The sequence below is a fragment of the Chlorogloeopsis sp. ULAP01 genome, from assembly GCF_030381805.1.
GTDB lineage: Bacteria > Cyanobacteriota > Cyanobacteriia > Cyanobacteriales > Nostocaceae > Chlorogloeopsis.
The window spans coordinates 276,682-300,462 of record NZ_JAUDRH010000010.1; the positions used below are offsets into that span (position 1 = coordinate 276,682).

General features: G+C 40.7%; 24 protein-coding genes and 1 tRNA gene. 13 read left to right on the top strand and 12 right to left on the bottom strand.

All coding sequences use genetic code 11. From position 1 onward, the window contains the following. Positions 1-334 precede the first annotated feature (334 nt). Both QUB80_RS20990 and menD read left to right on the top strand, forming a co-directional pair. The gene (locus QUB80_RS20990) at positions 335-1,054 is read left to right on the top strand and encodes a DUF8692 domain-containing protein (protein WP_289791446.1); all 720 of its coding nucleotides are present in this window, start codon (positions 335-337) and stop codon (positions 1,052-1,054) included. A 287-nt stretch (positions 1,055-1,341) separates the two neighbouring features. Continuing rightward, a complete protein-coding gene (gene menD, locus QUB80_RS20995) occupies positions 1,342-3,207 on the top strand; it encodes a 2-succinyl-5-enolpyruvyl-6-hydroxy-3-cyclohexene-1-carboxylic-acid synthase (protein WP_289791447.1) in 1,866 nt (621 codons plus the stop codon). 78 nt (positions 3,208-3,285) lie between these two features. Here menD and ftsH2 read toward each other — a convergent pair whose 3' ends face one another. Further along, the gene (gene ftsH2 / locus QUB80_RS21000; RefSeq protein WP_289791448.1) at positions 3,286-5,172 is read right to left on the bottom strand and encodes an ATP-dependent zinc metalloprotease FtsH2; all 1,887 of its coding nucleotides are present in this window, start codon (positions 5,170-5,172) and stop codon (positions 3,286-3,288) included. 488 nt (positions 5,173-5,660) lie between these two features. On the opposite strand from ftsH2, the gene QUB80_RS21005 reads away from it, so the two are divergent. Then, positions 5,661-5,966, top strand: a complete 306-nt coding sequence (locus QUB80_RS21005; protein ID WP_289791449.1) for a hypothetical protein — start codon at positions 5,661-5,663, stop codon at positions 5,964-5,966. Between the two features lie 110 nt (positions 5,967-6,076). On the opposite strand, the gene QUB80_RS21010 is transcribed toward QUB80_RS21005, so the two are convergent. The 3 genes from QUB80_RS21010 to QUB80_RS21020 all read right to left on the bottom strand — a co-directional run bounded on the left by QUB80_RS21010 (position 6,077) and on the right by QUB80_RS21020 (position 8,473). Then, positions 6,077-6,574: a hypothetical protein gene (locus tag QUB80_RS21010; RefSeq protein WP_289791450.1), complete on the bottom strand. Its 498-nt coding sequence runs from the start codon at positions 6,572-6,574 to the stop codon at positions 6,077-6,079. Positions 6,575-6,759: 185 nt separating this feature from the next. Then, positions 6,760-8,205 carry a glutamate--tRNA ligase gene (gltX, locus tag QUB80_RS21015; protein ID WP_289791451.1) on the bottom strand — a complete coding sequence of 482 codons (1,446 nt, stop codon included), beginning with the start codon at positions 8,203-8,205 and terminating at the stop codon, positions 6,760-6,762. Positions 8,206-8,399: 194 nt separating this feature from the next. After that, a tRNA-Asp gene (locus QUB80_RS21020) sits at positions 8,400-8,473 on the bottom strand. Between the two features lie 333 nt (positions 8,474-8,806). On the opposite strand from QUB80_RS21020, the gene QUB80_RS21025 reads away from it, so the two are divergent. Genes QUB80_RS21025 through QUB80_RS21035 form a run of 3 tightly spaced genes read left to right on the top strand, consistent with a single transcriptional unit; the run spans position 8,807 to position 10,357 of the window. Next, on the top strand, positions 8,807-9,412 hold the full coding sequence (locus QUB80_RS21025; protein WP_289791452.1) for a hypothetical protein: 606 nt from the start codon (positions 8,807-8,809) through the stop codon (positions 9,410-9,412). A 13-nt stretch (positions 9,413-9,425) separates the two neighbouring features. Further along, positions 9,426-9,920 carry an SLOG cluster 4 domain-containing protein gene (locus QUB80_RS21030; RefSeq protein WP_289791453.1) on the top strand — a complete coding sequence of 165 codons (495 nt, stop codon included), beginning with the start codon at positions 9,426-9,428 and terminating at the stop codon, positions 9,918-9,920. Positions 9,921-9,949: 29 nt separating this feature from the next. Beyond that, a complete protein-coding gene (locus QUB80_RS21035; RefSeq protein ID WP_289791454.1) occupies positions 9,950-10,357 on the top strand; it encodes a PPC domain-containing DNA-binding protein in 408 nt (135 codons plus the stop codon). A gap of 301 nt (positions 10,358-10,658) precedes the next feature. On the opposite strand, the gene QUB80_RS21040 is transcribed toward QUB80_RS21035, so the two are convergent. Then, positions 10,659-11,972, bottom strand: coding sequence for a dihydrolipoamide acetyltransferase family protein (locus tag QUB80_RS21040; protein ID WP_289791455.1), 1,314 nt, complete (start codon positions 11,970-11,972; stop codon positions 10,659-10,661). Between the two features lie 235 nt (positions 11,973-12,207). Here QUB80_RS21040 and QUB80_RS21045 point away from each other — a divergent pair, with 235 nt between their 5' ends. Further along, entirely contained in the window at positions 12,208-12,723 is a 516-nt protein-coding gene (locus QUB80_RS21045) for a hypothetical protein (protein ID WP_289791456.1), read from the top strand. 177 nt (positions 12,724-12,900) lie between these two features. Here the strand turns inward: QUB80_RS21045 and QUB80_RS21050 are convergent, their stop codons facing one another. Continuing rightward, the gene (locus QUB80_RS21050) at positions 12,901-13,350 is read right to left on the bottom strand and encodes a YlqD family protein (protein ID WP_016876482.1); all 450 of its coding nucleotides are present in this window, start codon (positions 13,348-13,350) and stop codon (positions 12,901-12,903) included. A gap of 39 nt (positions 13,351-13,389) precedes the next feature. Further along, on the bottom strand, positions 13,390-15,366 hold the full coding sequence (locus QUB80_RS21055; RefSeq protein WP_289791457.1) for an AMP-dependent synthetase/ligase: 1,977 nt from the start codon (positions 15,364-15,366) through the stop codon (positions 13,390-13,392). Between the two features lie 861 nt (positions 15,367-16,227). On the opposite strand from QUB80_RS21055, the gene QUB80_RS21060 reads away from it, so the two are divergent. After that, positions 16,228-16,395 carry a hypothetical protein gene (locus tag QUB80_RS21060; RefSeq protein ID WP_289791458.1) on the top strand — a complete coding sequence of 56 codons (168 nt, stop codon included), beginning with the start codon at positions 16,228-16,230 and terminating at the stop codon, positions 16,393-16,395. Positions 16,396-16,522: 127 nt separating this feature from the next. Here the strand turns inward: QUB80_RS21060 and recQ are convergent, their stop codons facing one another. After that, positions 16,523-18,679 (bottom strand): DNA helicase RecQ, encoded by a 2,157-nt coding sequence (gene recQ, locus QUB80_RS21065; protein WP_289791459.1) that lies wholly within the window; start codon positions 18,677-18,679, stop codon positions 16,523-16,525. Positions 18,680-18,888: 209 nt separating this feature from the next. On the opposite strand from recQ, the gene QUB80_RS21070 reads away from it, so the two are divergent. The 4 genes from QUB80_RS21070 to QUB80_RS35075 all read left to right on the top strand — a co-directional run bounded on the left by QUB80_RS21070 (position 18,889) and on the right by QUB80_RS35075 (position 20,206). Beyond that, a complete protein-coding gene (locus tag QUB80_RS21070; protein ID WP_289791460.1) occupies positions 18,889-19,122 on the top strand; it encodes a hypothetical protein in 234 nt (77 codons plus the stop codon). A 103-nt stretch (positions 19,123-19,225) separates the two neighbouring features. After that, positions 19,226-19,558 (top strand): PIN domain-containing protein, encoded by a 333-nt coding sequence (locus tag QUB80_RS21075; RefSeq protein ID WP_289791485.1) that lies wholly within the window; start codon positions 19,226-19,228, stop codon positions 19,556-19,558. Between the two features lie 220 nt (positions 19,559-19,778). Next, complete coding sequence (locus QUB80_RS21080; RefSeq protein ID WP_289791461.1) at positions 19,779-19,982, top strand: type II toxin-antitoxin system HicB family antitoxin; 204 nt, start codon at positions 19,779-19,781, stop codon at positions 19,980-19,982. Between the two features lie 32 nt (positions 19,983-20,014). After that, complete coding sequence (locus QUB80_RS35075; protein ID WP_353962233.1) at positions 20,015-20,206, top strand: type II toxin-antitoxin system HicA family toxin; 192 nt, start codon at positions 20,015-20,017, stop codon at positions 20,204-20,206. Here QUB80_RS35075 and QUB80_RS21085 read toward each other — a convergent pair. Continuing rightward, the gene (locus QUB80_RS21085) at positions 20,192-20,326 is read right to left on the bottom strand and encodes a hypothetical protein (RefSeq protein ID WP_289791462.1); all 135 of its coding nucleotides are present in this window, start codon (positions 20,324-20,326) and stop codon (positions 20,192-20,194) included. The genes QUB80_RS35075 and QUB80_RS21085 overlap by 15 nt on opposite strands. Before the next feature lie 548 nt (positions 20,327-20,874). After that, complete coding sequence (locus QUB80_RS21095; RefSeq protein ID WP_289791463.1) at positions 20,875-21,228, bottom strand: HEAT repeat domain-containing protein; 354 nt, start codon at positions 21,226-21,228, stop codon at positions 20,875-20,877. 138 nt (positions 21,229-21,366) lie between these two features. Between QUB80_RS21095 and QUB80_RS21100 the strand changes: the two genes are divergently transcribed. Then, positions 21,367-21,651, top strand: coding sequence for a DUF427 domain-containing protein (locus tag QUB80_RS21100; protein WP_289791464.1), 285 nt, complete (start codon positions 21,367-21,369; stop codon positions 21,649-21,651). Between the two features lie 151 nt (positions 21,652-21,802). Here QUB80_RS21100 and QUB80_RS21105 read toward each other — a convergent pair whose 3' ends face one another. Further along, on the bottom strand, positions 21,803-22,669 hold the full coding sequence (locus QUB80_RS21105) for a glycosyltransferase family 2 protein (RefSeq protein ID WP_289791465.1): 867 nt from the start codon (positions 22,667-22,669) through the stop codon (positions 21,803-21,805). 261 nt (positions 22,670-22,930) lie between these two features. Beyond that, on the bottom strand, positions 22,931-23,692 hold the full coding sequence (locus QUB80_RS21110; protein ID WP_289791466.1) for a PIG-L deacetylase family protein: 762 nt from the start codon (positions 23,690-23,692) through the stop codon (positions 22,931-22,933). Positions 23,693-23,781 lie beyond the last annotated feature (89 nt).

Here is a 23,781-nt window from a genome sequence, read left to right on the forward strand (position 1 = left end):
CATCACTCTTGATTTAGCTCTAAATCTCAAAGATTTTGAGTAAGAAACTTGATTGATCAAATAAATATTTCACTTCACTAGTGGTTCATGTCATTAGAAGCCATTACCCTACCTTGAAGACGGACTACATCCGTCTACGTGTCTATCCGCAAGGTGGGACACAAAGAGGAGGGTACTGACGTGGGCGGGTTCCCCGACTTGAGTCAAATGTCCGTCGCAAAGAAAGAAAAATTAAGAATAAGTTTACTCCTCAAAATTAATACGACAGACCACTAGTTAGTCAAAATATAGCGAAGCATTCAAATCAATCTCAGACTAATAAAATTGGCTTGGCATGAAATTTAGATTAAATCTATCATCTCAAAATATTAAACATTTGTTTCCAGTAGCACTCAAGGTTTATTTACCAACTTTAATTTTTATCATTCTGGTTTGGTGTCTTAGTAAGATATTTAATATTTCCATGTATGAACTGACTGCTGACCCAGCAGAAGTTGTAGGTAAACCACCCTATACAGGATTATTTTCTAATATTGGAATTGTGTTGTGGAGTTGCACTGCTGCAATCTGTATATTCAGTGCTTTCTTGACTAAATTCAACCAAAGTTGCTTTAAAAAATGGTTTAATTTTTTATTAGCCTCTTTTTTTCTAACATCCTTCTTGCTACTAGATGATTTATTTCAATTACATGAGACATACCCCGTTCTTTTTTTTGGAGTGGATGCTAATCTACCTGAAAACAACAGGTCATTACAAAATCTATTAGAAGGATTATTTTTTATTGTTTATTTTATCTATGTTTTTCTTTATCTGTTTTACTTTAGAAAACAGATTCGTCAAACAGAATATCAGTTTCTTGCTCTAGCATTTATATTCTTTTTCCTGTCCATAGCAGTTGACATGAATTCTATGATCAAGATAGGACATGACATTATAGAAGAAAGCTTTAAATTATTTGGTATTATTACTTGGTTAATATATTTCTCTAAAACCTGTAGCTCAATAGTTCTTCAATTGGCTGGTAACTTAGCTGTACATCCTCAGAAAACTTAATCGCTCTCAAAACCTTACTCATAGCCGATGTTACTCAGGAATCAAAAATTAAATGAGATATTTTGCCAAAAATTGCAGTAGATTGAGTGCGATCGCTTGTGTGAGGAAATCATTAGTGAATAGCATTAGCTGAGATTGTGATAGTATCTGAAACTAATGGGCAAAGCCATTAGACCGTTAAGTCAGGTAGGAGCCATCCTGAGTGAGAAGATAAATCAAACCGGGTAGAGTAAAGACTTCATACTTTTGCACCAGACGGTAATTATTTTCTTGCTCGATTTAATTTCATGTCAATTGGTTTCAGAAATACAAATGAACTATGGGCTGCAATCTTGACGCAGACATTAAAGCGCTTAGGATTAACTTGCGCCGTAATTTGTCCTGGCTCGCGATCGACACCCTTAGCAGTCATTTTTGCTCAAGAATCGCCCACTCTAGAAGTAATTTCCATTCTTGATGAACGTTCTGCTGCCTTTTTTGCTTTAGGTAGGGCAAAAGCAACTGGAACTCCCACCGCAATTGTTTGCACCTCTGGTACGGCAGGGGCAAATTTTTACCCAGCAGTTATTGAAGCAAAAGAAAGTCGTGTACCATTGTTACTGTTAACAGCCGATAGACCCTCGGAGTTGCGAAATTGCCATTCTGGACAAACAATTGACCAGTTGAAATTATATGGTAATTACCCAAATTGGCAAGCAGAGTTAGCGACACCATCCGCAGAGATAGGAATGTTAACTTATCTGCGGCAAACAGTGATGTATGCCTGGGAGCGATCGCTTTATCCTGTACCTGGGCCTGTACATTTGAATATACCCTTTCGTGACCCCCTAGCACCCATTTCAGATGGGACTGACTTCAATTCCTTACAGTTACACTTTCAGTCAGAAGACTTCTGGACAGGTATTTCTCGCCTCTCTCCAACTCTCCCTCTCTCCCCTTCTTCCTCTCCCCTTCTACAAGAATGGGAAAAATCCGATCAAGGTATTATCATCGCCGGAGTTGCACAACCACAACAACCACGGGAATATTGTCAGGCGATCGCCCAACTTAGCAAGTCTTTAAAATTCCCAGTTTTGGCAGAGGGACTATCACCTGTTAGAAACTATGCCGAGCTTAATCCCTATATAATTTCCACCTATGACCTGATTTTACGGAATCAACAATTAGCAAAACAACTAGCACCGGAAATAGTAATTCAAATAGGTGAAATGCCCACCAGCCCAGTGCTGCGTAATTGGCTCAAAACCACAGCAGCAAAACGCTGGATCATTGACCCCAGCGACCAAAATCTCGATCCCCTCCACGGTAGGACAGTTCATCTGCGGGTGAGTGTAGAGCAGCTTGCTGTTACCTTTGGAGAAGACACGAGGAAAGAGGACACGGGGACGCGGGGAAGTGGGGACACGGAGAATATATTTGATAATTTCTCCGCGTCACCGCGTCTTCCCCTCTCCGCGTCTTTCTTTGGGTCTAATGTCACCCCATCCTCTTATCTTCAGAAGTGGTGTACAGCAGAAGCTAAAGTTAGGTTGAATGTCGATCAAACCTTAGCAAATACATCGGATTTACTTGAAAGTAAAATTGCCTGGTTACTGTCTCAAATTCTACCCAGAGAAACACCTATATTTATCGCCAACAGTATGCCCGTAAGGGATGTAGAATTTTTTTGGAAACCCCATCAATCAGGTGTAAACACTTTTTTTAACCGGGGTGCGAATGGAATTGATGGTACATTATCCACTGCTTTAGGAATTGCCCATCACAATCAAAGCAGCGTCATGTTGACGGGAGATTTAGCTTTATTGCACGATACCAACGGCTTTTTAATCAGAAATAAATTTGTTGGACACCTGACAATAGTATTAATTAATAATAATGGCGGTGGCATTTTTGAAATGTTGCCCATTGCCAAGTTCGATCCGCCCTTTGAAGAGTTTTTTGCTACCCCCCAAGATATTGATTTTGCTCAGTTATGTGCCACTTACGGTGTAGAGCATGAATTGATTACTACTTGGGAACAGTTTCAGAACAGATTAAATCTACTACCAACTACGGGAATTAGGGTTTTAGAGTTGCGGACAAACCGCAAATTTGATGCTAAGTGGCGTCAGGAAAATTTGGGTAAGTTTTCAGCAGCCCACACTTTTGAATAGCTTGACTGTAGTTTTATCTAAAAAAAGGAGATGGACAGCGCCATCCCCTTTTCACCCATACCTAATTACTTGGAAAAATTACAAAATTGGTGTATACTGCGGTTTTTCAGGTACGGTTGTGTACTCAGCAACTATTTGGCGGAACTCATTACCGTCAATGGTTTCTTTCTCAATCAACAAATCAACCAAACGGTCTGTAACGGTACGATTTTCCCGGATAATCCGCTTTGCTGTTTCGTAACACTCTTCAACAATGGTGCGGACTTGAGAATCGATACGTGCTGCGCTCGCTTCGGAATATTCTGAACGAGTCATCCAGTCACGACCCAAGAACACTTCGCCTGTCTGGCTTTCTAAGGACATGGGGCCTAAGTCAGACATCCCGAAACGGGTTACCATTTGCCGTGCCATACTGGTTACTTGTTGCAAATCGTTACCTGCACCAGTGGTGACTTCATCTCGACCAAAAATTACATCTTCGGCAGCACGTCCACCTAAAGCACCTGTAATTCTGGCTTTGAGTTGAGCGCGAGTAATCAAACCTTGCTCTTCATTGGGAGTAAACCAAGTCAAACCTTGCGCTTGTCCCCGTGGCACCAAAGTTACTTTTTGTACCGGGTCGTGGTCTTTGAGCACAGTTCCGATTAAAGCGTGTCCAACTTCGTGATAACCAATTAAACGCTTACTCTTGCTATCTACCAGAGGTGTACCTTCCATACCAGCAACCACCCGATCCACAGCATCGTCAATTTCTGTGAGGGTAATAGCTTCTTTACGCCTTCTGGCAGTGAGAATAGCTGCTTCATTGAGTAAGTTAGCTAAGTCTGCTCCTGTAAATCCAGGAGTACGGCGAGCGATCGCTTCTAAAGAAACACCAGTATCAAGTTTCTTATTGCGGGCGTGAACCTTCAAAATTTCCAAACGTCCTTTGATATCAGGTGAATCGACAATTACTTGCCTGTCAAAACGTCCGGGACGTAATAGCGCCGCATCGAGTACATCAGGACGGTTGGTGGCAGCGATGATAATAATGCCTGTGTTGCCTTCAAAACCATCCATTTCGGTCAGCAGTTGGTTGAGGGTTTGTTCTCTCTCATCGTTACCGCCACCGATACCAGCGCCCCGTTGTCTGCCAACAGCGTCAATTTCATCTATAAAGATGATACATGGAGCATTGTCTTTCGCTTTTTTGAATAAGTCGCGGACACGGGATGCACCCACACCCACAAACATTTCTACAAATTCTGAACCGGAGATGCTGAAGAAGGGGACGCCTGCTTCACCAGCAATGGCTTTTGCCAACAGAGTTTTACCAGTTCCAGGAGGCCCTACTAACAGTACTCCCTTAGGAATACGTGCGCCCACAGCAGTAAATTTTTCTGGCTGTTTGAGGAAGGTAACAACTTCTTGAAGCTCTTCTTTCGCTTCTTCGATACCTGCTACATCGTCAAACTTGACGCCTGTTTTGGCTTCCATTTGAAAACGAGCTTTAGATTTGCCAAAGCTCATGGCTTGTCCGGGGCCACCAGGTAAGTTACTGGAACGACGGAACAAAAAGAACAATCCAGTAATCAACAAAATAGGAAAAATTAGGTTTCCTAACAATCCCCAGATTGCCCCATCATTCCGCATAGGATGGGCATCAAAACTTACTCCTTGTTCTTTGAGCTTGGTAATTACTTCAGGAGCATTAACAGGCAAATCCACCCGCACTCGTTGGACACGATTGTCGAGATCCGGATCTACGGCTTCCACAATTGCAGTTCTACCGCCTTCATAAAGATCTACACTCGCGATGCGATCGGCGTCCAAATATTCCAGAAAGCGACCGTAGGTCATACGGGTGCTGGCTGTATTTTTACTCATATCCGCAGGAGCACCAGAAAATGCCCCTTGCCAAAAGAAAAAGCCTATTACCAAAGCTGGCAACGTCCAGAGAACCAGGACTCTCCAGGAGAATTTCATCTTTTTTTTGCCTCTAGATGCCGATACAAATAGTCATTGATATCCACCGGGTGGTGCAATATCTTTCCGCCACTGTAATCAGTGTGAAACGGAGTTTATAAATTCATTTTGTTTAATTTAACGTCTTGACGTAGTTTGCTATAGAACCATTTGGGCGCTATGGCAAAGCCATACCGTCAAAAAGAATCTTAATTAAATTTAACTTAATTTTAATACAATACACCAGACAAAGTGAGAAAGCAGGCAAATAGGGAGTCTGTGAATCCCACAGTGAGTAACAATTAGGAGACATAGAGTCTGATCGCATTGTCTGACTCATGACACTAGTCATACCAAACATTCTCACTTAAGCAAGGGTTTGGTTCATTACTTTTTTCACTAGTTTATGGCAGCTTCTATTTCTATGATTCTGGGAAATAAGATATCAGGCTAGCTCAAGGCTTTGATTGCCTCGAATCTAAATGTTAAAGAAATAGGGAAATTTAGTGATGAAGATAAAACAGATTATCGCTGGTGTCATGCTTACTCTACCCTTTGCTGTTATCTCCCTTCCAACAGAAGCATCAGCATCAGAGCTGATTGCTAGAAAACATATTCACAGATCTCAAGGGAGAGCAAGGGTAGTTGTTCCAGCCAGAAGAAGGGTAGTTGTTCCAGCCAGAAGACGAGTAGTTGTTCCGCAAGCCAGAAGAAGGGTAGTTGTTCCAACTAGACGTCGGGTATGGGTTCCTGCACGTTGGGAGAATACACGTTACGGTCGCAGAATGATTCCTGGTCGTTATATTTACAGATAAGAGCTTCTTTGAGGGTTTCTACCACTTTGGCTTGAAAGAAGGTATACGTAAACAAACTTTTTTCATGCCTGCTGATGCATACAATTCAGCAAAAACTACTTCTATAGTGGTTATTTAACTGCTGTTATTTGCAGACTGTAAGGAAAATACTTGTCTTTTTGGTATGAACCAACCCAAACCTGATAGGTTCCAGGTAACCATTCACCAAGAATGCCAGGATTTTTACTCTCAAAATCATCATTGCACCAAATACCACCAGGGCCACTAACAATCAAGGTAGTATCTTCAGGACTTTCTACTTGCAATTTCAGATAGTCAAACTTACTTGTTAACTTGAGGATGTGGTCTGGTTTTTCATCAATAAAACCGGCACACGGGCCTGTGGAAGTTTCGGTTTTATTGACCACTTGATTTCCTGGCAACGAACCACCACTCATTCCTCTAACTGTCATGGGATCTGGAGAGAATTTAAGACCAATGGTGACATCTGCAAATATGGGTGGTGGTGATTCTTCTGCATATGTCTTATTATTAATTATCAATGCGATCGCTAACATCGCCACTACAAACGATGGCCTGATCGCTCGGTTTAAAAATTTACTTAACATTTAATATTTTCTAAACTTTTTCAGTATTTTGAGTGACATTTATTTTACATACCAAGTTCCCTCATTGAGGGAACTTGCCCATCAGCTATAAATAAGGACGCACGAACGTGCGCCCCACCCATCTGTATTTACTATTCAGATGATATTAGTCTTCTTCAGGTATTATTCCTAAAGTCAATTTTTTACTAATTGCTTTCTAGTGTTGCCTTCATTAAGCGGTGTTTGTCTAATCCAATTTGATTTAGTAGCAACCACGATTGAATTAAATCTGGGCCATGCATATCTCCAGTCAAAGCAGCCCGAAGACTACGCATAACTAAACCTTTTTTCACGTTTTGCTCTTTCACCACCTGTTTAATGATTTCCTGGGCGCTAGCTTCGTTTAGTTCCTGCTGATTTTCTAAACTAGTTATCACCCTGTTAAGGGTAAGAGCAACACCTTCCTGCTTGAGTTGGGTAGCAGCTTCTTCACTAAATTCCACAGAATCGGTGAAAAACAGTTTGCTCATCTCTACAGCGTCCACCAAGCGAGTCAAACTTGGCTGAATTAAAGTCACTAACTGCTCTAACCAAGAGCGATCGCGTCCGCCTGTAAATTGATAGCCAGCTTCTTGCCAGTAGGAAATTATCAAATCTGTCAGTTTATCTACAGGCATGGCATGAATATATTGACTATTGAGCCAATCTAACTTCGCCCAGTCAAACTTTGCGCCTGCTTTATTTACACGCTCAAAGCTAAACTGCTTGGCAGCTTCTTGTAAAGTAAAGATTTCCTGAGTAGAATCTGGAGGCGACCAACCCAACAAGGTCATATAATTTACTAAAGCTTCAGCAGTAAAACCCATTTGTTTAAAGTCAGAGATGGAAGTAACGCCATCTCGCTTAGAAAGCTTACGTCCCTCCTGATTCAAAATTAAGGGTGTGTGGGCAAATTCTGGTAATTTTGCTCCAAAAGCCTCATATAACAGGATTTGTTTAGCAGTATTGGCGATGTGGTCTTCTCCTCGGATCACATGGGTAATTTGCATATCCATGTCATCGACAACAACCGCAAAATTGTACAGAGGTTGACCGATACCATCTGCGACGGCACGAGCGATAACCATATCACCGCCCAAATCGCTACCCCGCCAAACCATCTTCTCTCGTACTAGGTCATTCCAGACAATTTCCCGGTCGTCATCTATTTTGAAGCGAATTACAGAGCTACGCCCCTCAGCTTTGTAAGCTGCTTCTTGTTCTGGAGTCAGATTGCGGTGACGGTTGTCATAGCGGGGAGCCTGTCCTCTTGCTTTTTGGGATTCTCGCAGTGCCTCTAGTTCTTCAGCAGTGGTGTAGCAGCGATAAGCTAATCCCTTGTCTAGAAGGGTTTGTACCGCGCTTTTGTAAATTTCCAAGCGTTGAGTTTGAAAAACTGGCCCCTCATCCCAGTTCAATCCCAACCATTGCAATCCCTGGAGAATACTTTCCGTATATTCGGGACGCGATCGCTCTAAATCTGTGTCTTCTATTCGCAGGATAAATTTGCCGTCGTGGTGACGAGCAAATAACCAGTTAAATACAGCTGTTCTGGCTGTACCTATATGTAGATTCCCAGTTGGGCTGGGAGCAAGACGCACTCTAACAGTCACAGCTAATCCACAAATCCTTTATGATAGCAAAGCACGATCATTGTAGGGTATTCCGCAAATAATCATCATGAGATGAGAACTGAGAAATTGCTATACGCCACAACTGGATGAGAATACAAGCAGAAATTTCAGTTGCAGAAGACAATAAAAATTACGTACTCCACAAGCAAATACTTAATTTTTTAAATATCCAACGGGACTGACGGGGCTCGAACCCGCAACTTCCGCCGTGACAGGGCGGTGCTCTAACCAGTTGAACTACAGTCCCTTAATTGGCAACTTTATTATTATGACGAATACATAGGAGACTGTCAAGTTTTTTTTAAAAGTCATTAGTAGGGGCGGGTTTTATAGATCATTTTTCATTAAAACCGACAATTTATCTTCTAAACTTGCCCGTACGGTGAGTAGTTAATTACTCTCTTTTTCCCCCTTGTCTGTTTGTTCCCCTGTTCCCTGTCCCCTCTCCTTGCGACCGGGTTTGTACGCAAGCTTTATAAAATTTAAGTAATTTTTATGTAAAAATACTTAAATATCTATTCCGTAACTCTACGAATTTAGATAAAAGTTGAATATATAACCACAAATATATACCAACTTAATGAAGCGATATTTACCAACAAAAAGTCTAGCCTCTACACAGTTAATAAAAATCGCTGTAATTGCTTTAATTTCGCTCGGCGGTGTTGGTATGGTTGCCGCAGGATTTGTTTTTAAACAAACTTTTAGCAACTCAAAGGAAAGTCAGACTGTAAACGATCCATCTCGCTACGGAGAAATTAGGCATAAACTTTGGACTAACCAAAATCAATTAAAACACTTTCCTACGGATGTTGCTGCCCATTCTTCAAATGTATACCTTGCTTATTCTCCCGCTTCTTCGCAAGGAAATAGCTTTTTCCAAGTCAGGTTGAAACTTCCAAATCAACAGATAAAAAAATTACTTTCTGAATATAAAACCATTGCTAAATTTAAGTATAGAGGTGGTAATATAAATGACCACGCTAACTTACCTAATGGTGTACCAACTACTTTTTTTTATACCAGTGGTTCTCAAGAAGATTCCTTTCCTTATTCCTATGAAATATTAGTATTAGATGCCCGCGATCGCGGTAATTCTGACTTCAAATGGAATCATGGAGAAAGTTACGGAGTCGCAATTGATAGTTCAGCATCAGAAATAGTTTATTGGGCTGAAGCATGGTAAGAAAATTTGAGTTATGAGAAAAATCATAATTGGAGTGATGGGGCCAGGAGGAAAGGCAACAGCAGTTGATTTAAAAAATGCCTATGAACTAGGTAAGCTCATTGCTCAAGCTGGGTGGGTTTTACTGACTGGCGGTAGAAATGTTGGGGTAATGAATGCAGCCAGTCAGGGAGCAAAATCTGTCAATGGTTTAACGGTTGGTATTCTGCCGGATGCTAATCAACAGACTATTTCTGAGGCAGTCGATATTGCTATTTTTACTGACATGGGTAATGCTCGTAATAACATCAATGTACTTTCTAGTAATGTGGTAATTGCTTGTGGATTAGGTGCGGGAACAGTTTCAGAAGTTGCATTAGCTTTGAAAGGAAATAAGCAAGTAATTTTATTGAGTGACGACAAACAAAGTAAAGTTTTTTTCCATAATTTATCTCCAGAAAATATTTATGTGGTTGAAAGTGCCGAAGAGGCAATCGCAACTGCTAAGGCAATTTTAAATACGGATTGAGATTACTACTAGATATTGAAAATTTATCAATGAAACTTGTAGCTATTAGGCTGAAACCCGATAAAGATTTAAGAAAAAGTTTAAAGAAATTTGCCTTAGATAGAAATATTCAAGCAGGATTTATCATCAGTGCGATCGGCAGCCTTAAACAAGCAAAAATTCGCTTTGCCAATCAACAAACCAGTACATTATTAACCGATAAATTTGAAATTCTTTCCCTCAACGGCACAATCGCAACAACAGGTGTTCATCTTCACATTGCGATTGCCGACTCACAAGGTAAAACCATCGGCGGGCATCTCGATGATGGATGTATTATTTACACAACAGCGGAAATAGTTATTGGTACAACAGATGCTTTTACTTTTCTGAGAACTATTGACGAACAAACAGGGTATCAAGAATTAGAAATTATTGATAAGATGAAAAATAATTAATATGTTGTTACTAGACTAGGATCTTTTTTATAAACAGTTCACAAATCATCTCATCACATAATAGATTGATTGCAAAATCCAATTTTTAGGCGATAGCAACCACAGATAAATCAAGAGATGTAATTGATTGCAAAATCCAATTTTTAGGCGATAGCAACCACAGATAAATCAAGAGATGCACACGGATAATTTATCTGTGTTTATCTGTGTCTATCTGTGTTCGATTTCTAAACAAAAACCAAAAAACTTGGAGTATTAAACCCCAAGTTTCAATTTTTATTCTCACATAAGAATTATTAATTTACATTGTCAAAGATTGAGGGTTAGTCTCAATTAACTTTGCCAAATCTTGCAAGAATGCCGCAGCATGAGCACCATAAATGATACGGTGATCGCAAGTAATATTTACCTGCATTTGTTGCTTGACGCCAAACATCCCGTCGGTTGTTGCCACCACTTGCGGACGAGATGCCCCAACTGCCAGGATAGAACCTTGTCCGGGCGGTAAGATAGCATCAAATCTATCTACGCCAAACATTCCTAAATTCGATACTGTAAATGTGCCAGTACTGTACTCTTCTGGCTGTAGCTTTTTGGCTCTGGCGCGTTCAACCAAAGATTTCCAAGTCCGCGAAAGTGAGTATATATCTAACTGATCGGCATTCTGTAGAACAGGTGTAATCAATCCTCCATCATCCATTGCTACAGCTACAGCAACATTGATGCTAGAAGGATAGACAATTCTTTGGTCAGAATAGTTAGCGTTAATAAGTGGGTGTTTTTGCAATGTCACCGCTACAGCTTTTGCCAATAGCGCCGTCATTGTCACGCCCTTAGACTTAATTTGTTTATAAAGCTTGTCTAGCGCATCGGTAGTAATATTGTAACCGACATGAATTACAGGCACGGAGAGGCTGGCTACCATATTCCGCGCTACAGCGTTCTGTAAGGTTGTTAAAGGTACAACTTGCCCAGGCACAGCAGCGACAGCTGGTGTAGGAGCAGGTGTTGGTTGGACAACGGAGGGTGGCGTGACTGGAGCCACTGCCGGTGTAACAGGGGTAGCGGTAGCAGGTTGGGTGCTAACTTTGCCAGAAGCCGCTTCTACATCTTCGGCTACAATACGACCGTGAGGACCACTGCCAGAAATACCAGTCAAATCAACCTTCAGTTCCTTGGCTAATTTGCGGGCGCGGGGTGAAGCCACAGTCCTCCCGGAACGGTTGTTAGAGCCATTTTGGGTTGCTACTGCGGTTGTTGCTACTGCGGCTGTGTCTGCCGTTTGTCCAGGAGCAGTGGCTGCGGTAGTTTGGGATTTGGCTGTACCAGCGCCTTGATTTTGGGCAACAGACTTGGCTGTTTCAATTTCGGCTTCGGTTTCTGCCAAAAGAGCGATCGCCGCTCCCACGGAGGCGGATTCACCAGCTTGCACTAGGATGTGGGCTAGATAACCTTCATAAAATGATTCCACATCCATGTCTGCCTTATCCGACTCGACAACTACCACTGTTTCGCCTTTTTCCACTTTATCGCCTGGAGATTTTACCCATGAGACGATTTTACCTTCGGTCATGGTGGAACTAAGCGCCGGCATGAATACTTCGTGAATGCTCATAGGGAGTTTGGCGAATCGATAATTTATGGACTTTAACAGCTTTTTTCAGATCGAATTGTAGCTTGAGGTGAGACGAGAGGAACAATTCTATTACCTAATGGTCTATTAATTTGTATTTCTTATCACGACTGTGGTGATGGAAACATTTACTCAACAGCAAGAGGAAATCTGGCATCCCGCAATCTAAAATTCAAGATTGATAACTAAACTGTTGGAAAGTGCTTTTTAATTTTTTATGTCGGCAAAGTCAAAGATTTTGGCCATTCTGGTACTCAGTTTCTTTGCCACTGCTGCCGGAGTTTATATAACTCACCGCCAGCAATCTGTACAATTTACTGTTAATGGGCAACAGCAGCACCTTTCTGCTGCCGTCTCAGCTCAAGAACTAGTGGCAAATCCAGAGCGGGCTAACTATAAAACTATACCTCTCGATAGCATCAAGTCGGTTCTCCAAGGCAGCGATCCTGCTGCCCTCGCCCTTGATGCTTTTGACATTGTGGAATCAGAACGAGGAACCCGCAAAGTAGAGGTATCTTATCCGCAACCGAATCAGGCATTGGTGACGATTACTAAAACCAAGGAGAAAAGGAATCCTGGAAATGCAGTTAAGTATCGAGTAGAATTGACAAGCTTTGGGCGATCGCTGCTTGCTAGCTCACCACCTTTGTGGCAGATTACTTGGGCTGGTTCTCAAGAAAAATGTTTTGTAAATCAAGGCAAGCAGAAGTTAGCAATGGCTGCCTGCCAATAGTGGCCCAAAGTAGGAGTAGCAAAAATGTAAGTAGTGAGGAGCAATCAGGTGTGATGTGAGGAGTTTTCAATTAACAGTTATCAGTTCTCAGTCATCAGTTAGCAGTTATCAGTTATCAATAGAAAGACAAACATACTGTTCCCTGTTCCCTGTTCCCTGTTCCCTATTAAAAGTTCCTCAAATATCGCCGCGAATTTCTTCTACAACGCCGTCGCGTAGCACGATTTCGACCTGCATTTTACTAATTAAGTTATCCCCCGGTTCGATCCGGAAAAAGCCTTCCATTTGAAATTGGTTGACTTCTTGATCTAACTCTAAAAGCTGCACTTGCTGTAAATTTTGCAGACTTTGGTTTTTCTGCTCTAGCAGTTCGCTTTTCTTTTGATTGACTTGAAATTGGATATTTTCAATTTGTTGGAGAGTTTGAGGCCCAGGCGGTTGCAGGCTTTGTTTTTGAATTTCTGCAACCGCTCGTTGTCCTTGGATGTCCAACTGTTGCAATTGCTGATCAGTTTGGTTGATTTGCGCTTGCAGTTGCTGCTGCACTTCCTCTTTCCATAGAGGAGTGACAATGGCTTTAACGTTGACGACGCGTTTTAGAAGCAGTTGAGGCTTGGAGACATCCATAAAGGGTTGAAGTTAACTTTAAAGTTTGCAGTGGACTGACTAGGCAAACATTCCGTTAATGATATCGCGATAGTGTTCCATCACGACATGGCGCTTAATACTTAGCTTTTGTGTCATCATGCCATTTTCAACTGAAAACGGCTCCAGAATTAACTTGAACGGGCCAATGCGATCATCCGGTCTATAGCCGGGGCGATTTTGCACTTCCCGATTCAATTCTTGCCTAAATAAATCCTGGATTATTTTACTCTCCAGATTAATTGTTTGACTGGTGCCTGAAGTCACAATTTTATCTTCTATACAGAGTTGAAGATTCTGACTTTGCGCCCATTTTTCTAGAGCTTCTAGATTGGGGACAATTAAAGCACCCAGATTTTTTTGATCTTGTCCGACAAGCATGATCTGATCGATGTAGGGCGATCGCACACAAGCATCCTCAATCGGTTGTGGTTCGATATTCTCCCCATTTGTTAATACAATCGTATCTTTTGCTCGTCCGGTTAGAATCAAGTCGTTTTGCGGTGTCACCCAGCCCAAGTCACCACTATCAAACCAACCTTCAGAATCGATCGCTTTAGCTGTTGCTTCAGGGTTTTGATAATAACCTTGCATAATTTGCGGGCCTCGTAGCAAAACCAATCCTTTTTCCCCTGTCGGTAGAGGTTGACGAGTTTCAGGATTGACGATTTTGACTTCTGTAGCTGGTATTGGTTGTCCAGCCGAGCCACGTAAATTTCGCCAATACCGCCGTGCATGAGTAACGGGAGAAGTTTCTGTTAATCCGTAGCCGACTAAAATCTCAACTCCAATTATTTCAAAAAAGTCATCGATATGCTTGGGAAGCGCACCACCACCGCTAATCATTTGCTTGATTCTTCCCCCGGTTGCCTCCTTAACTTTTTTGTAAACTAAACGTTCGCCTGAAGCATGTAGAGCTTCTAAAGCAGCAGCTTGCGTAACGGCAGCTAACCGCTCTCCAAAAGAAGGATTGAGCTTGAGTAAATTCAAACCCTCGGCTGTTCGCCGCGCTTTGATATATTTTTCACTAATACCAAAAAAGAAATTTATTAGGCGTTGCCGAGAAGCTGGTTGCTCGCGAAACTGTTTTTGCACTCCTTCGTAAATAGACTCTAAAAGGCGCGGTACAGCGATAATGTAATGAGGTTTAAATTTTTTTAAATCCTGCTTGATCGAGCGCAGGTTAGTATACACTTGCGTACAACCTAACGAAAGTAAGAAATACTCAGCACTGCGTTCGTAGCTGTGCCAAGTGGGGAGAATACTCAGAACCATGTCTCCTGGTTGTGGTTGCACTATTGCGCCTAACGTAGTTACTTGATGCAACAAGTTACCATGACTGAGCATTACACCTTTAGGTTTGCCTGTAGTCCCAGATGTGTAAATTAATGTTGCCAGTTGATTGCGAGTTTGTTTGACTGGCTCTAAAGTATTTTGCGCCCCAATTTCCATCAATTGGGGAAAAGAATAAACTTTCAAAGTTTCTGCTTCTGGAGGAGCTTCATCTGAAAGCAAGATGACTAATTGAATTGGTAGCTCATCAAGACGTTCCCATAACTTCTGGAGTGTCTTTAAGTCTTCTACTACCAAGGTTGTGCTGCCGCTATTTGCGAGGATATATAGCAGTTCTTCTCGCTCGGCTTGGGAGCTACGCACTGCATTCACTGCTCCAGCAGTCATCATGCCTTGATCGGCAATAAACCAACGCGGGCTATTGTCAGAAATTAGGGAAATGCGATCGCCTGCTTTGACTCCCAACGCCTGCAAGCCCGCCGCAAATTGCTGAATTTTTTGACATAGCTGAGTATAAGTCAGGACTACTTCGCTTTGAGCATGAGGATCGTGTAGGGCAACAGTATTACCAAATTTTTGTGCTGCTAATGGCCAAATCTCTGGTAACGACTCAATGTTTGAGTAATCAGGTAAACGCTTAATTAATTGGCGTTCTCGTTCCGAAATATTGTCAAGAAAAGAATTTTCCACAGAAGTTTTTAACATAACACCCTATCCTAAGTAATCAGGAAACTATTTTTATAGCTGATGTTGCTATACAGCTAAAATAACCAACCTCAATCGATACAAGGCCATTTGTCTCAATAAAATTTGCATTATTAATGTAAATATATAAATAAATCTATAGTATGATTAAATAGTATAGAGAAAATGTAATGCTAAGTTTATTTTTGGTTGGTTATGTAAACTTGATTCCCAACTAAAAGCAGTAGACGCCTATGACGCAAAAGAGGTGATTATCTATGGATTGGATAGATTCAATATTACTGACAACTGCCAGTACTGTTGTTTGCATGATGTTTCCCAAGCTTTTAAGCATTGTTCTTCATCCAAAAGCCAAAGGAACTAAATTCGTAAAGGCTATTTCCACTTCGCAAAAAGCCAAATACGAAGTCACTACCTTTCCTTATTGCATATCTTACGCGTTGACAGGTAGCCCGTCATGTAAATTTAGCCCTCATTTCTGTAGCAAATGCTCTGCTAATGGATGAGCGAATAGAACACGAACTAAAGTGAACATCAAGAAGCCCGCTCTCTTTAAAGAAGTCGGGCTTCTAATTTTTTCAATTTTATTATCCCATGCTGTCTATGGATATTATTAATTATTCCAATAAACATAGACATTGTTTTTTTATCTAAACTATGGGAACATATAACCAAAATCGAAAAATCACACTACTATTTTAACTTGGGAATCATTATAAATAGTTTTCACGTTGATACAAAACTAAATCTTAAACACAACTTATATAAGCTAAAAGAAATTCAAAAGTTCACATTTTACTATTATTAAATTTTTATTGAAGAATAGATAGATAGACACAATTTTTGAAAGGGGAATTATATATGTCTTTAACAGATGGTTTATTCCTAACACTTGTTAGTACTGTTGTATGTCTTGCCTTCCCCAAGTTGTTATCGATGATTATGAGCGCGAAAAGTAAGCCTACTGAACCTTCGCCAACTCTCTCTGCACCACAAGAGTCTGGCAAGGAAGTACCTAGCTACCCTTAATAACTAATTCTTAAGTCCGTAAATGTATTTCTAAAAACACATATCCCCGACTTCTTGTAGACACCCGTAGGATGGCTTCCCGGAGAGTAGAAATCGGGGATATTGAAATTTTGAGTTATTGATAGTATTACTTGCGGCTTTGCTGTCGCCATTTACCTCTAACTAGTCGAATTTCATCAAAACTATAGCTTTCACCCAAATACTCTTTAATAAGAGTTAGAGAAATATCTCCGAGAATCTCGAAAACCTGCCAAATTTTTTGCTGCTTTTCTAGGGGAACCAATTGGTTTATATCTATTAATTGGTTCTTCTCTATTAAATCGCAAAGATGACGAATGATGGTTGTCGGACGAAGATTGCGTTTCTCGGCTATTTCGGTAATGCTTAAACCTTGTTGATACAACTGTAATGTTTGTAGTTCTGTAGTTGAAGGTAAGTCAAGAAAATCGGTGGCATTGATTTGCTGTTGTTGTAAGCCAAATTCTTGGCAGTAGTTGCAAATTTCGGTAATAAATTTTTCGCCATACTGGCTAAGTTTATGACTACCTACGCCTGAAAGTTTGCCGAAAGCTTCTTTGGTTTGAGGTTTGCTCTGTGCCATTAACTTCAATGTAGAATCGGAAAAAATTACGTAAGGTGGCACAGATTGTTCATCAGCAAGTTTTTTCCGAAGCGATCGCAACTTCTGCAATAGCATTTCTGCCTCTGTTGCTCTCGTAGTTTCTTCATTCCAAGTAATCTTTTGTAATATGGGAACGGCAATAGATACTTGCCGCTGTCGCCGCATCACTTCCCAACTCAAGGAATTAAGTTTCAAGACTGCGTAACCATCGCTAGTTTGTTCTAGTAAGCCTTGATGTAAAAGAGAACGTCCGAGCAAACGCCACTCTTCTATACCTCTATCTTTACCAATGCCGTAAGTCGAAAGTTTGTCGTGTTCGTATTGGCTAATTTTTTGAGTTTTTGCTCCCCGCAATACATCTATAATGTGGCCTATGCCAAATTTTTCTTTACAACGCGCCACACAAGATAAAAATTTCATTGCTTCTACTGTCCAATCTTCTATTGGTTTAGGGTAAAGGCAGTTGTCGCAATTATTACAATTACCTGTAAATCGCTCTCCAAAATAACCGAGTTGAATAGTTCGGCGGCAGTCTGTACCTTCTGCATAATCAATCATTTGCCGCAATTGTTGTTTGGCAATTAATTGTTCTTGAGAGTCGCTTTTTTGACTGATGAGATACTCAATTGTTTTGACGTCACCATAGCTATAGAAAAGCGTACAGCGCGAAGCTTCTCCATCTCTACCTGCTCTGCCAGATTCTTGATAATAACTTTCTAAATTACGGGGAATATCAAAGTGAATCACAAACCGCACATCCGGTTTATTAATTCCCATGCCAAAGGCAATAGTTGCCACCATTACGCGCACATCATCGCAAATAAACCGAGTTTGATTTTGACTACGTTCTTCGTCTGTTAAACCGGCGTGGTAGGGTAGTGCCGAAACTTTATCATGCTGAAGTTTAAAAGTAAGTTCATCAACTTTTTTGCGCGTCAAGCAATAAATAATTCCTGAACCTTCTGTCTCACGGATCAACTCCAACAGTTCAGCGTAAGAATTCTTTTTTTTATTACGGACTTCGTAGTAAAGATTTTGACGATTAAAGCTAGCGACGTGGATGCTAGCTTCTTTCAATCCTAGTTGTTGAATAATATCAATACGAACGCGATCGGTTGCTGTGGCAGTGAGCGCCCAAACTGGAATATCAGGGTAACGTTTCCGTAGCGAAATTAACTGACGGTATTCTGGGCGAAAGTCATGCCCCCACTCGGAAACACAGTGTGCTTCATCTATGGCAATGGCAGAAATACTGACTTGATCATGTACTAAATCGAGAAATGGCAGAAATCTTTCACTGAGGAGACGTTCGGGAGCAACGTAGAGTAATTTGACTTTACCGCCCAAGATATATTGTTCGCGCGATCGCGTCTGATAAAAGTTGAGACTGCTATTAAGAAACGTTGCAGCAATACCATTTTTTCGCAGTGCTTCGACTTGATCTTGCATCAAAGCGATTAAAGGCGACACTACCACAGTTAGACCTTTTTTGATTAATGCTGGTAGCTGAAAACACAGTGATTTGCCCCCACCAGTCGGCATGATAATAAGTAGATCCCGATTAGAGAGCGCATCTTCAATAACTTGCTGTTGTCCGGGGCGAAAATTATCGTAGCCGAAGTGATATTTGAGCGCTTTTTCTAAATTGGGAGATTGAGACATAGCGATCGCTTTTTTTGGGGCGTTCTGCGTGGGTAGTTGATAACAATAATTATAAAAGCACAAATAGTATGCTAGCTCCTCTGCGCCTTGGTTCCTCTGCGTGAATTAAAATATGTGCAGGCTTGACCGCAGTAAATCCACAAAATAAAGTAAAACCTTATTACTAGTGGAAAATTAAATACTTATGAACATAAAAATTGTTGTAACTAATGACTACAAACACACACTTTAACGCTAAGGTCAACAACGGTAAAATCGAAATTCCAGTTGAGTATCAAGATGAGATACGCAATGCTGAAATGGTGCAAATCACGATCTTGAAACCCACCTCAAAAAAGAAAGGCTTTCCCCAAACGGGCATCATCGCCCAGCTAACCGCAAATCCTATCCAAGTTGCAGGATTTAAACCACTTACCAGAGAGGAAGCGAATGAACGCTGGTGATGAGCCGAAGCGATGCTTTGTTGATTCAAATATTTGGCTATATCGTTTCATTTTGAATCCCAGCGATCCAAGTGCAATACAAAAGTAACAAATAGCCACAAGCATTACAAGTCAAGAAAACTTACTAGTTAGTACGCAAGTTATCAATGAGATTTGTGCAAATTTAATCCGCAAAGCAGGTTTTGATAACTCACAGATTCAAAAACTAATTGAAGAATTTGCAGAAGGCTGTGAAATCTTGCCTGTCTCTCTAGAAACGCTTCAGTATGCAGTCAGATTGCGCGATCGCTACTTGCTTTCATTTTGGGATAGCCTCATCGTTGACAGTGCCGTTCTAGGGAAAGCAAGTATTCTTTACTCAGAAGATATGCAAAATGGATTAATTATCGAAAATACCTTACAAATTGTGAATCCATTTTTGGAGAGAAAGACATGAATCTAGAAATTTACTAACCGACATCTACTGAAGCATGGCGATCGCTTTTTTTGGGGCGTTCTGCGTGAGTAGTTGATAACAATGATTATAAAAGCACAAATAGCATACTAACTCCTCTGCGCCTGCGTGCTTCTGTGTGGATTAAAATATGTGCAGGCTTGACCGCAGTAAATCCACAAAATAAAGTAAAACCTTATTACTAGTGGAAAATTAAATACTTATGAACATAAAAGTAGTATTAGAACCAAGTGATGAAGGTGGTTACACAGTTTTTGTTCCCTCACTTCCAGGCTGTATCAGTGAAGGGGAAACTATCGACGAATCACTAGAAAATATTCAAGAGGCAATACTGCTTTACCTAGAACCACTGGAAGAAGAATTGATATTTGAAGAGGGAGCTATAGTAAGGGAATTAGTGCTGTAACTAAAGTTCCCAGTCTGTCATACGTTGAGATTATTGCAGCTTTAGAGCGAGATGGATGGATTTTTGTACGTCAACGAGGTAGTCACATCAGACTGCAAAAACAAATGCCAGATGAGGTTTTGAAGTTGACAGTGCCTGCTCATAGACCAGTCAAGCGTACAACATTGGCTAAAATTTTAAAACAAGCCCAGATAGATCTAGACCGATTTTTAGAATTGTTGTAAATAATGACTAATTGGTTGAACATTATTACGAATGCTGCGATATTTCTTTGCCAAAAGACGCAAATTCTGTTGGAATTTGGCAGTTGCTTCGACCTGAATTAAGGGTAGTTCACTCTGCATTAATCCCTTCCCACAGTTGAGAGATAGATACAGTATTTCCACTCATAGCATCGTACCAACCCTGACGAAAACTTTCGCTTGCAGACTCAACAATTTCCTCATCCTCTTCATTTTCTTCCGTAATTAGGACAATGACTCGGACGCGGCTGTGTTTTGCCTAAGTTAACGGTTCGTCTAAAGAAAGTTGACCAAATTCATTGACAGTTCCCTTAACTTCAATTGCTTTCATTGTCGTGATGGTGAATTTTGCTGTTTTCTAGTATAGAACTTAGGCATGAGAAGGAAAAATCAAGGGTTTAGTCGTGTCAGTCCAGTAGCGTGCGTTACGTCTGCTAATGCAGCGATGGTTTTAGCTTCTGGTATTTAATAATGTTATTTATAAGTTTTGCTTAAGCCGTGGTAAGGAAGACATAAGCATTTGCCACAAATAAACAAGCGTTCGTTACCACATGATTGGTGTGGTAACGACAGCTTCTGTGTTGGTAACGAATGCATAAGCTGACCTTACGCCGAGAACTTCATTGATAACGTCGCTGCTACAAAAGTACTCAAATTATTCTTGTGAAGTGGATTTTCTTTAAGCTTTGCATCGCACGAGTAGCAATATTATGCTGATGCCAAGCTTTATAGAAATCGGGGTAAGGCATATTCTGAGCGCAATTCCACAAGACCCTGTAGCAATAATAATCATTCAATAGCTGATAATCACTTGAAGTTTTGACTACCGCAAAGCGATACTTACTATTCTGTAAAATTTGCCCTAAGCTTTCTGCTGCCTGCGAACTGATGTAGTTAGACACATTAGTATGCAGTATTTGCACCAAGGTTGCGATCGCAACTTCATTGCCAGAGTCGATTTTTCCTAAGCTTGATGCTGCCATCCAACGGGTATCGTCATTCACATTAGTTGATTGCAGCAGTTACACCAAGGCTGCGATCGCGGTAGCCACAGCAGTCAAGCTCACAGTTATCATAAATCCACTACAAATATGTTGGTAGTGTCAAAATGTTATGTGTACAGTTTACTCGTAAAATCACATATGCCGAAAGCAATTTGGAATGACGCAACTTTAGCCGAAAGCGAGAATACTGTAGTCGTGGAAGGTAACCATTACTTTCCTCCTGACTCTATTCACAAGGAGTACTTCAAAAATAGTGACACCCATACTACTTGTCCTTGGAAAGGTGTTGCTAGCTACTACAGTATCGAAGTAGATGGGCAAGTTAATAAAGACGCTGCTTGGTACTATCCCAGCGCGAAGGAAAAAGCTAAGAATATTGAGGGTTATGTTGCCTTCTGGCGGGGTGTAAAAGTCGAAGCTTAAGACACTTTCTTTCCTAAAAACACTGACACCAGCCAAATTGGTTGGTGTCAATTTATGAAAGCTCAAAGGTGATAGTAGTTTTACCTCTCGTTACCCTAGCTTGCTTGAATATTTGAGAAGCGAGTTTAAATCTGCGTCAAATGAGTAACGTCTAAACTGGCAAATATCCATACTTGATACAACCCCACAATTGCCCCCCACGCCAAGCAAAACTCATTAACCACCTGCCTAAACTTTCCTTATCACGGATTTGCAAACGCAACACTTGAAAAGTAAGAATTATCGCTGTTTTTATAAAGGTTTTCCATGTTACTAGTTGAGGCATACCAAGCGGTCTATGCTTTTTATACACCAATACTCCACCTTTACCCACAGCCCAACTGCGATGATATACACTCGCCAGAGTATCGCGCAACCGAATATGAGCGATCGCCTCTGGTACATATTTAAGTTTAGCTCCTGTATATTGCGCTCTCCAGCAGTAGTCTACATCTTCGCTTTGGTAAAGGGTTTCATCGAAACCACCTATGGCATCATGAAGCGAACGCTTAATACCTAAATTGCCGCTACCTGCGAATGGCAAATAATATGTATTTTCAATTACTCCAGTACCATTTTCATATTGATAGCACTTAACTATCCAAGGATCGTTTAATTTATTGTAGTCATCATAGCCAGCAACGAGATCATACTTAGTAAGTGCCTCACCCATTGCTGTTAACCATCCAGGAGCAACTTCGTCATCCGCATCAATAAATAGTAGTGCCTCTCCTTTGGCAACTTTTGCAGCAGCGTTGCGAGCGTGTGCTGCTCCTTGGCGATCGGATGAATCAATAATGCGAAGATTAGGTATGCGTGTCTTATACTCTTGTGCAATCGAGATTGAGTTGTCAGTCGAGCCGTTATCGGAAATAATAACTTCCCAAGGCTGTGACCATTGTTGATGAGCAAGTGCTTCTAGTTGAATAGCGATAGTGTCAGCCGCATTAAAACACGGTATGATTACGCTAATATTCATGAGATTTTCATACACGTAAATGGCTCTTATTTAAGTGTATAAATAAATTGTATTGGAAAGCACCGAAATTATCCCTAAAATTTTAGTCAGAATGAATGAATAAGAGCACATAAGGTAGAACACAAAATACTCAATGGGTAGACACATAGAGACATACCTATTTCCCCTAAGATACGGCAACTTCAAGGCACGTAGATTTTACCGCCAAGGTAGTTAAATCAATAAGTAAAAAATTATTTACCGGGTAAAGTATTAATTCTCCTATTGAAAGAAGATTTCAGAAGGCAAGAAAAATCTTCTCATAAAGCTGAAAGGCAAGGTATGACGTTGAGAATCATACACATGGATTGCTTGTTGTTTTTTATTTAATACAGACTTAATAGATAATTGATAAGACTGACCTAGAGGTTTTAGGTTTACCCTAAAAAGTGGTGGCATTTTCCAAAATAACCAGATTGGATATTGGAAGACTTGAGCTTTAATTCCAGATTTTTGAAGTGCAGCGTAAACTAAATCATAAGTAGCCTCATGATCTGGATGCTTGTCTTTTTGATGAGGAACGTAGACTTCTGCTGGCTGAAAAGACTCTAACAGCTGAAGTAGCTGGTTAATGGTATTTGATTGTTGCTCATTAGAAATATGCCGTAGTTCACCATCTGGTTGCTCGATAAAATATATGTCTTCTGGTGATTCAACTCCCAATATGTTGAGTGCGGTTGTAGCTTCTTGTTTGCGAACTTGAACAATATCCTCAGGTTTGATTTGAAAGTATGATTTGTGTCCATCAGTCAAAAATACAACTTTAACAGGAACTCCAAGCTCACGTTTGAGAGCAATCATACCGCCACAACCAAAAGTTTCATCATCTTGATGGGGAGCAAATACCATTGCTGGTTTTTGGCTCACTGATAGCGGTTGACTTTTTGTCGGTAAGATCCAGCGAAATAATATTTCAGCTTGAATTAATTGCCAAGCATTTTCAAACTTTCCGAGTATCTGAGAATAAATTCTTTGCAGCCGCATAAGTAGGTTGTATCTAAAAATAAAGAACTCAATTATAGTAGGCGATCGCATTCATAGTTTTTTAAACCAAATACTTCGCCAATTCGCCC

Coding starts and splice junctions, on each gene's coding strand:
- QUB80_RS21055 (WP_289791457.1), bottom strand. CDS start 15,366: ATGTTAAAAACTTCTGTGGAAAATTCTTTTCTTGACAATATTTCGGAA.
- QUB80_RS21085 (WP_289791462.1), bottom strand. CDS start 20,326: ATGCAGAGTGAACTACCCTTAATTCAGGTCGAAGCAACTGCCAAATTC.
- QUB80_RS21070 (WP_289791460.1), top strand. CDS start 18,889: ATGACTACAAACACACACTTTAACGCTAAGGTCAACAACGGTAAAATC.
- recQ (WP_289791459.1), bottom strand. CDS start 18,679: ATGTCTCAATCTCCCAATTTAGAAAAAGCGCTCAAATATCACTTCGGC.
- QUB80_RS21060 (WP_289791458.1), top strand. CDS start 16,228: ATGTCTTTAACAGATGGTTTATTCCTAACACTTGTTAGTACTGTTGTA.
- QUB80_RS21100 (WP_289791464.1), top strand. CDS start 21,367: ATGCCGAAAGCAATTTGGAATGACGCAACTTTAGCCGAAAGCGAGAAT.
- QUB80_RS21045 (WP_289791456.1), top strand. CDS start 12,208: ATGTCGGCAAAGTCAAAGATTTTGGCCATTCTGGTACTCAGTTTCTTT.
- QUB80_RS21105 (WP_289791465.1), bottom strand. CDS start 22,669: ATGAATATTAGCGTAATCATACCGTGTTTTAATGCGGCTGACACTATC.
- QUB80_RS21080 (WP_289791461.1), top strand. CDS start 19,779: ATGAACATAAAAGTAGTATTAGAACCAAGTGATGAAGGTGGTTACACA.
- QUB80_RS21005 (WP_289791449.1), top strand. CDS start 5,661: ATGAAGATAAAACAGATTATCGCTGGTGTCATGCTTACTCTACCCTTT.
- QUB80_RS21030 (WP_289791453.1), top strand. CDS start 9,426: ATGAGAAAAATCATAATTGGAGTGATGGGGCCAGGAGGAAAGGCAACA.
- QUB80_RS21025 (WP_289791452.1), top strand. CDS start 8,807: ATGAAGCGATATTTACCAACAAAAAGTCTAGCCTCTACACAGTTAATA.
- QUB80_RS21035 (WP_289791454.1), top strand. CDS start 9,950: ATGAAACTTGTAGCTATTAGGCTGAAACCCGATAAAGATTTAAGAAAA.
- QUB80_RS21110 (WP_289791466.1), bottom strand. CDS start 23,692: ATGCGGCTGCAAAGAATTTATTCTCAGATACTCGGAAAGTTTGAAAAT.
- QUB80_RS21050 (WP_016876482.1), bottom strand. CDS start 13,350: ATGGATGTCTCCAAGCCTCAACTGCTTCTAAAACGCGTCGTCAACGTT.
- menD (WP_289791447.1), top strand. CDS start 1,342: ATGTCAATTGGTTTCAGAAATACAAATGAACTATGGGCTGCAATCTTG.
- QUB80_RS21010 (WP_289791450.1), bottom strand. CDS start 6,574: ATGTTAAGTAAATTTTTAAACCGAGCGATCAGGCCATCGTTTGTAGTG.
- ftsH2 (WP_289791448.1), bottom strand. CDS start 5,172: ATGAAATTCTCCTGGAGAGTCCTGGTTCTCTGGACGTTGCCAGCTTTG.
- QUB80_RS21040 (WP_289791455.1), bottom strand. CDS start 11,972: ATGAGCATTCACGAAGTATTCATGCCGGCGCTTAGTTCCACCATGACC.
- QUB80_RS20990 (WP_289791446.1), top strand. CDS start 335: ATGAAATTTAGATTAAATCTATCATCTCAAAATATTAAACATTTGTTT.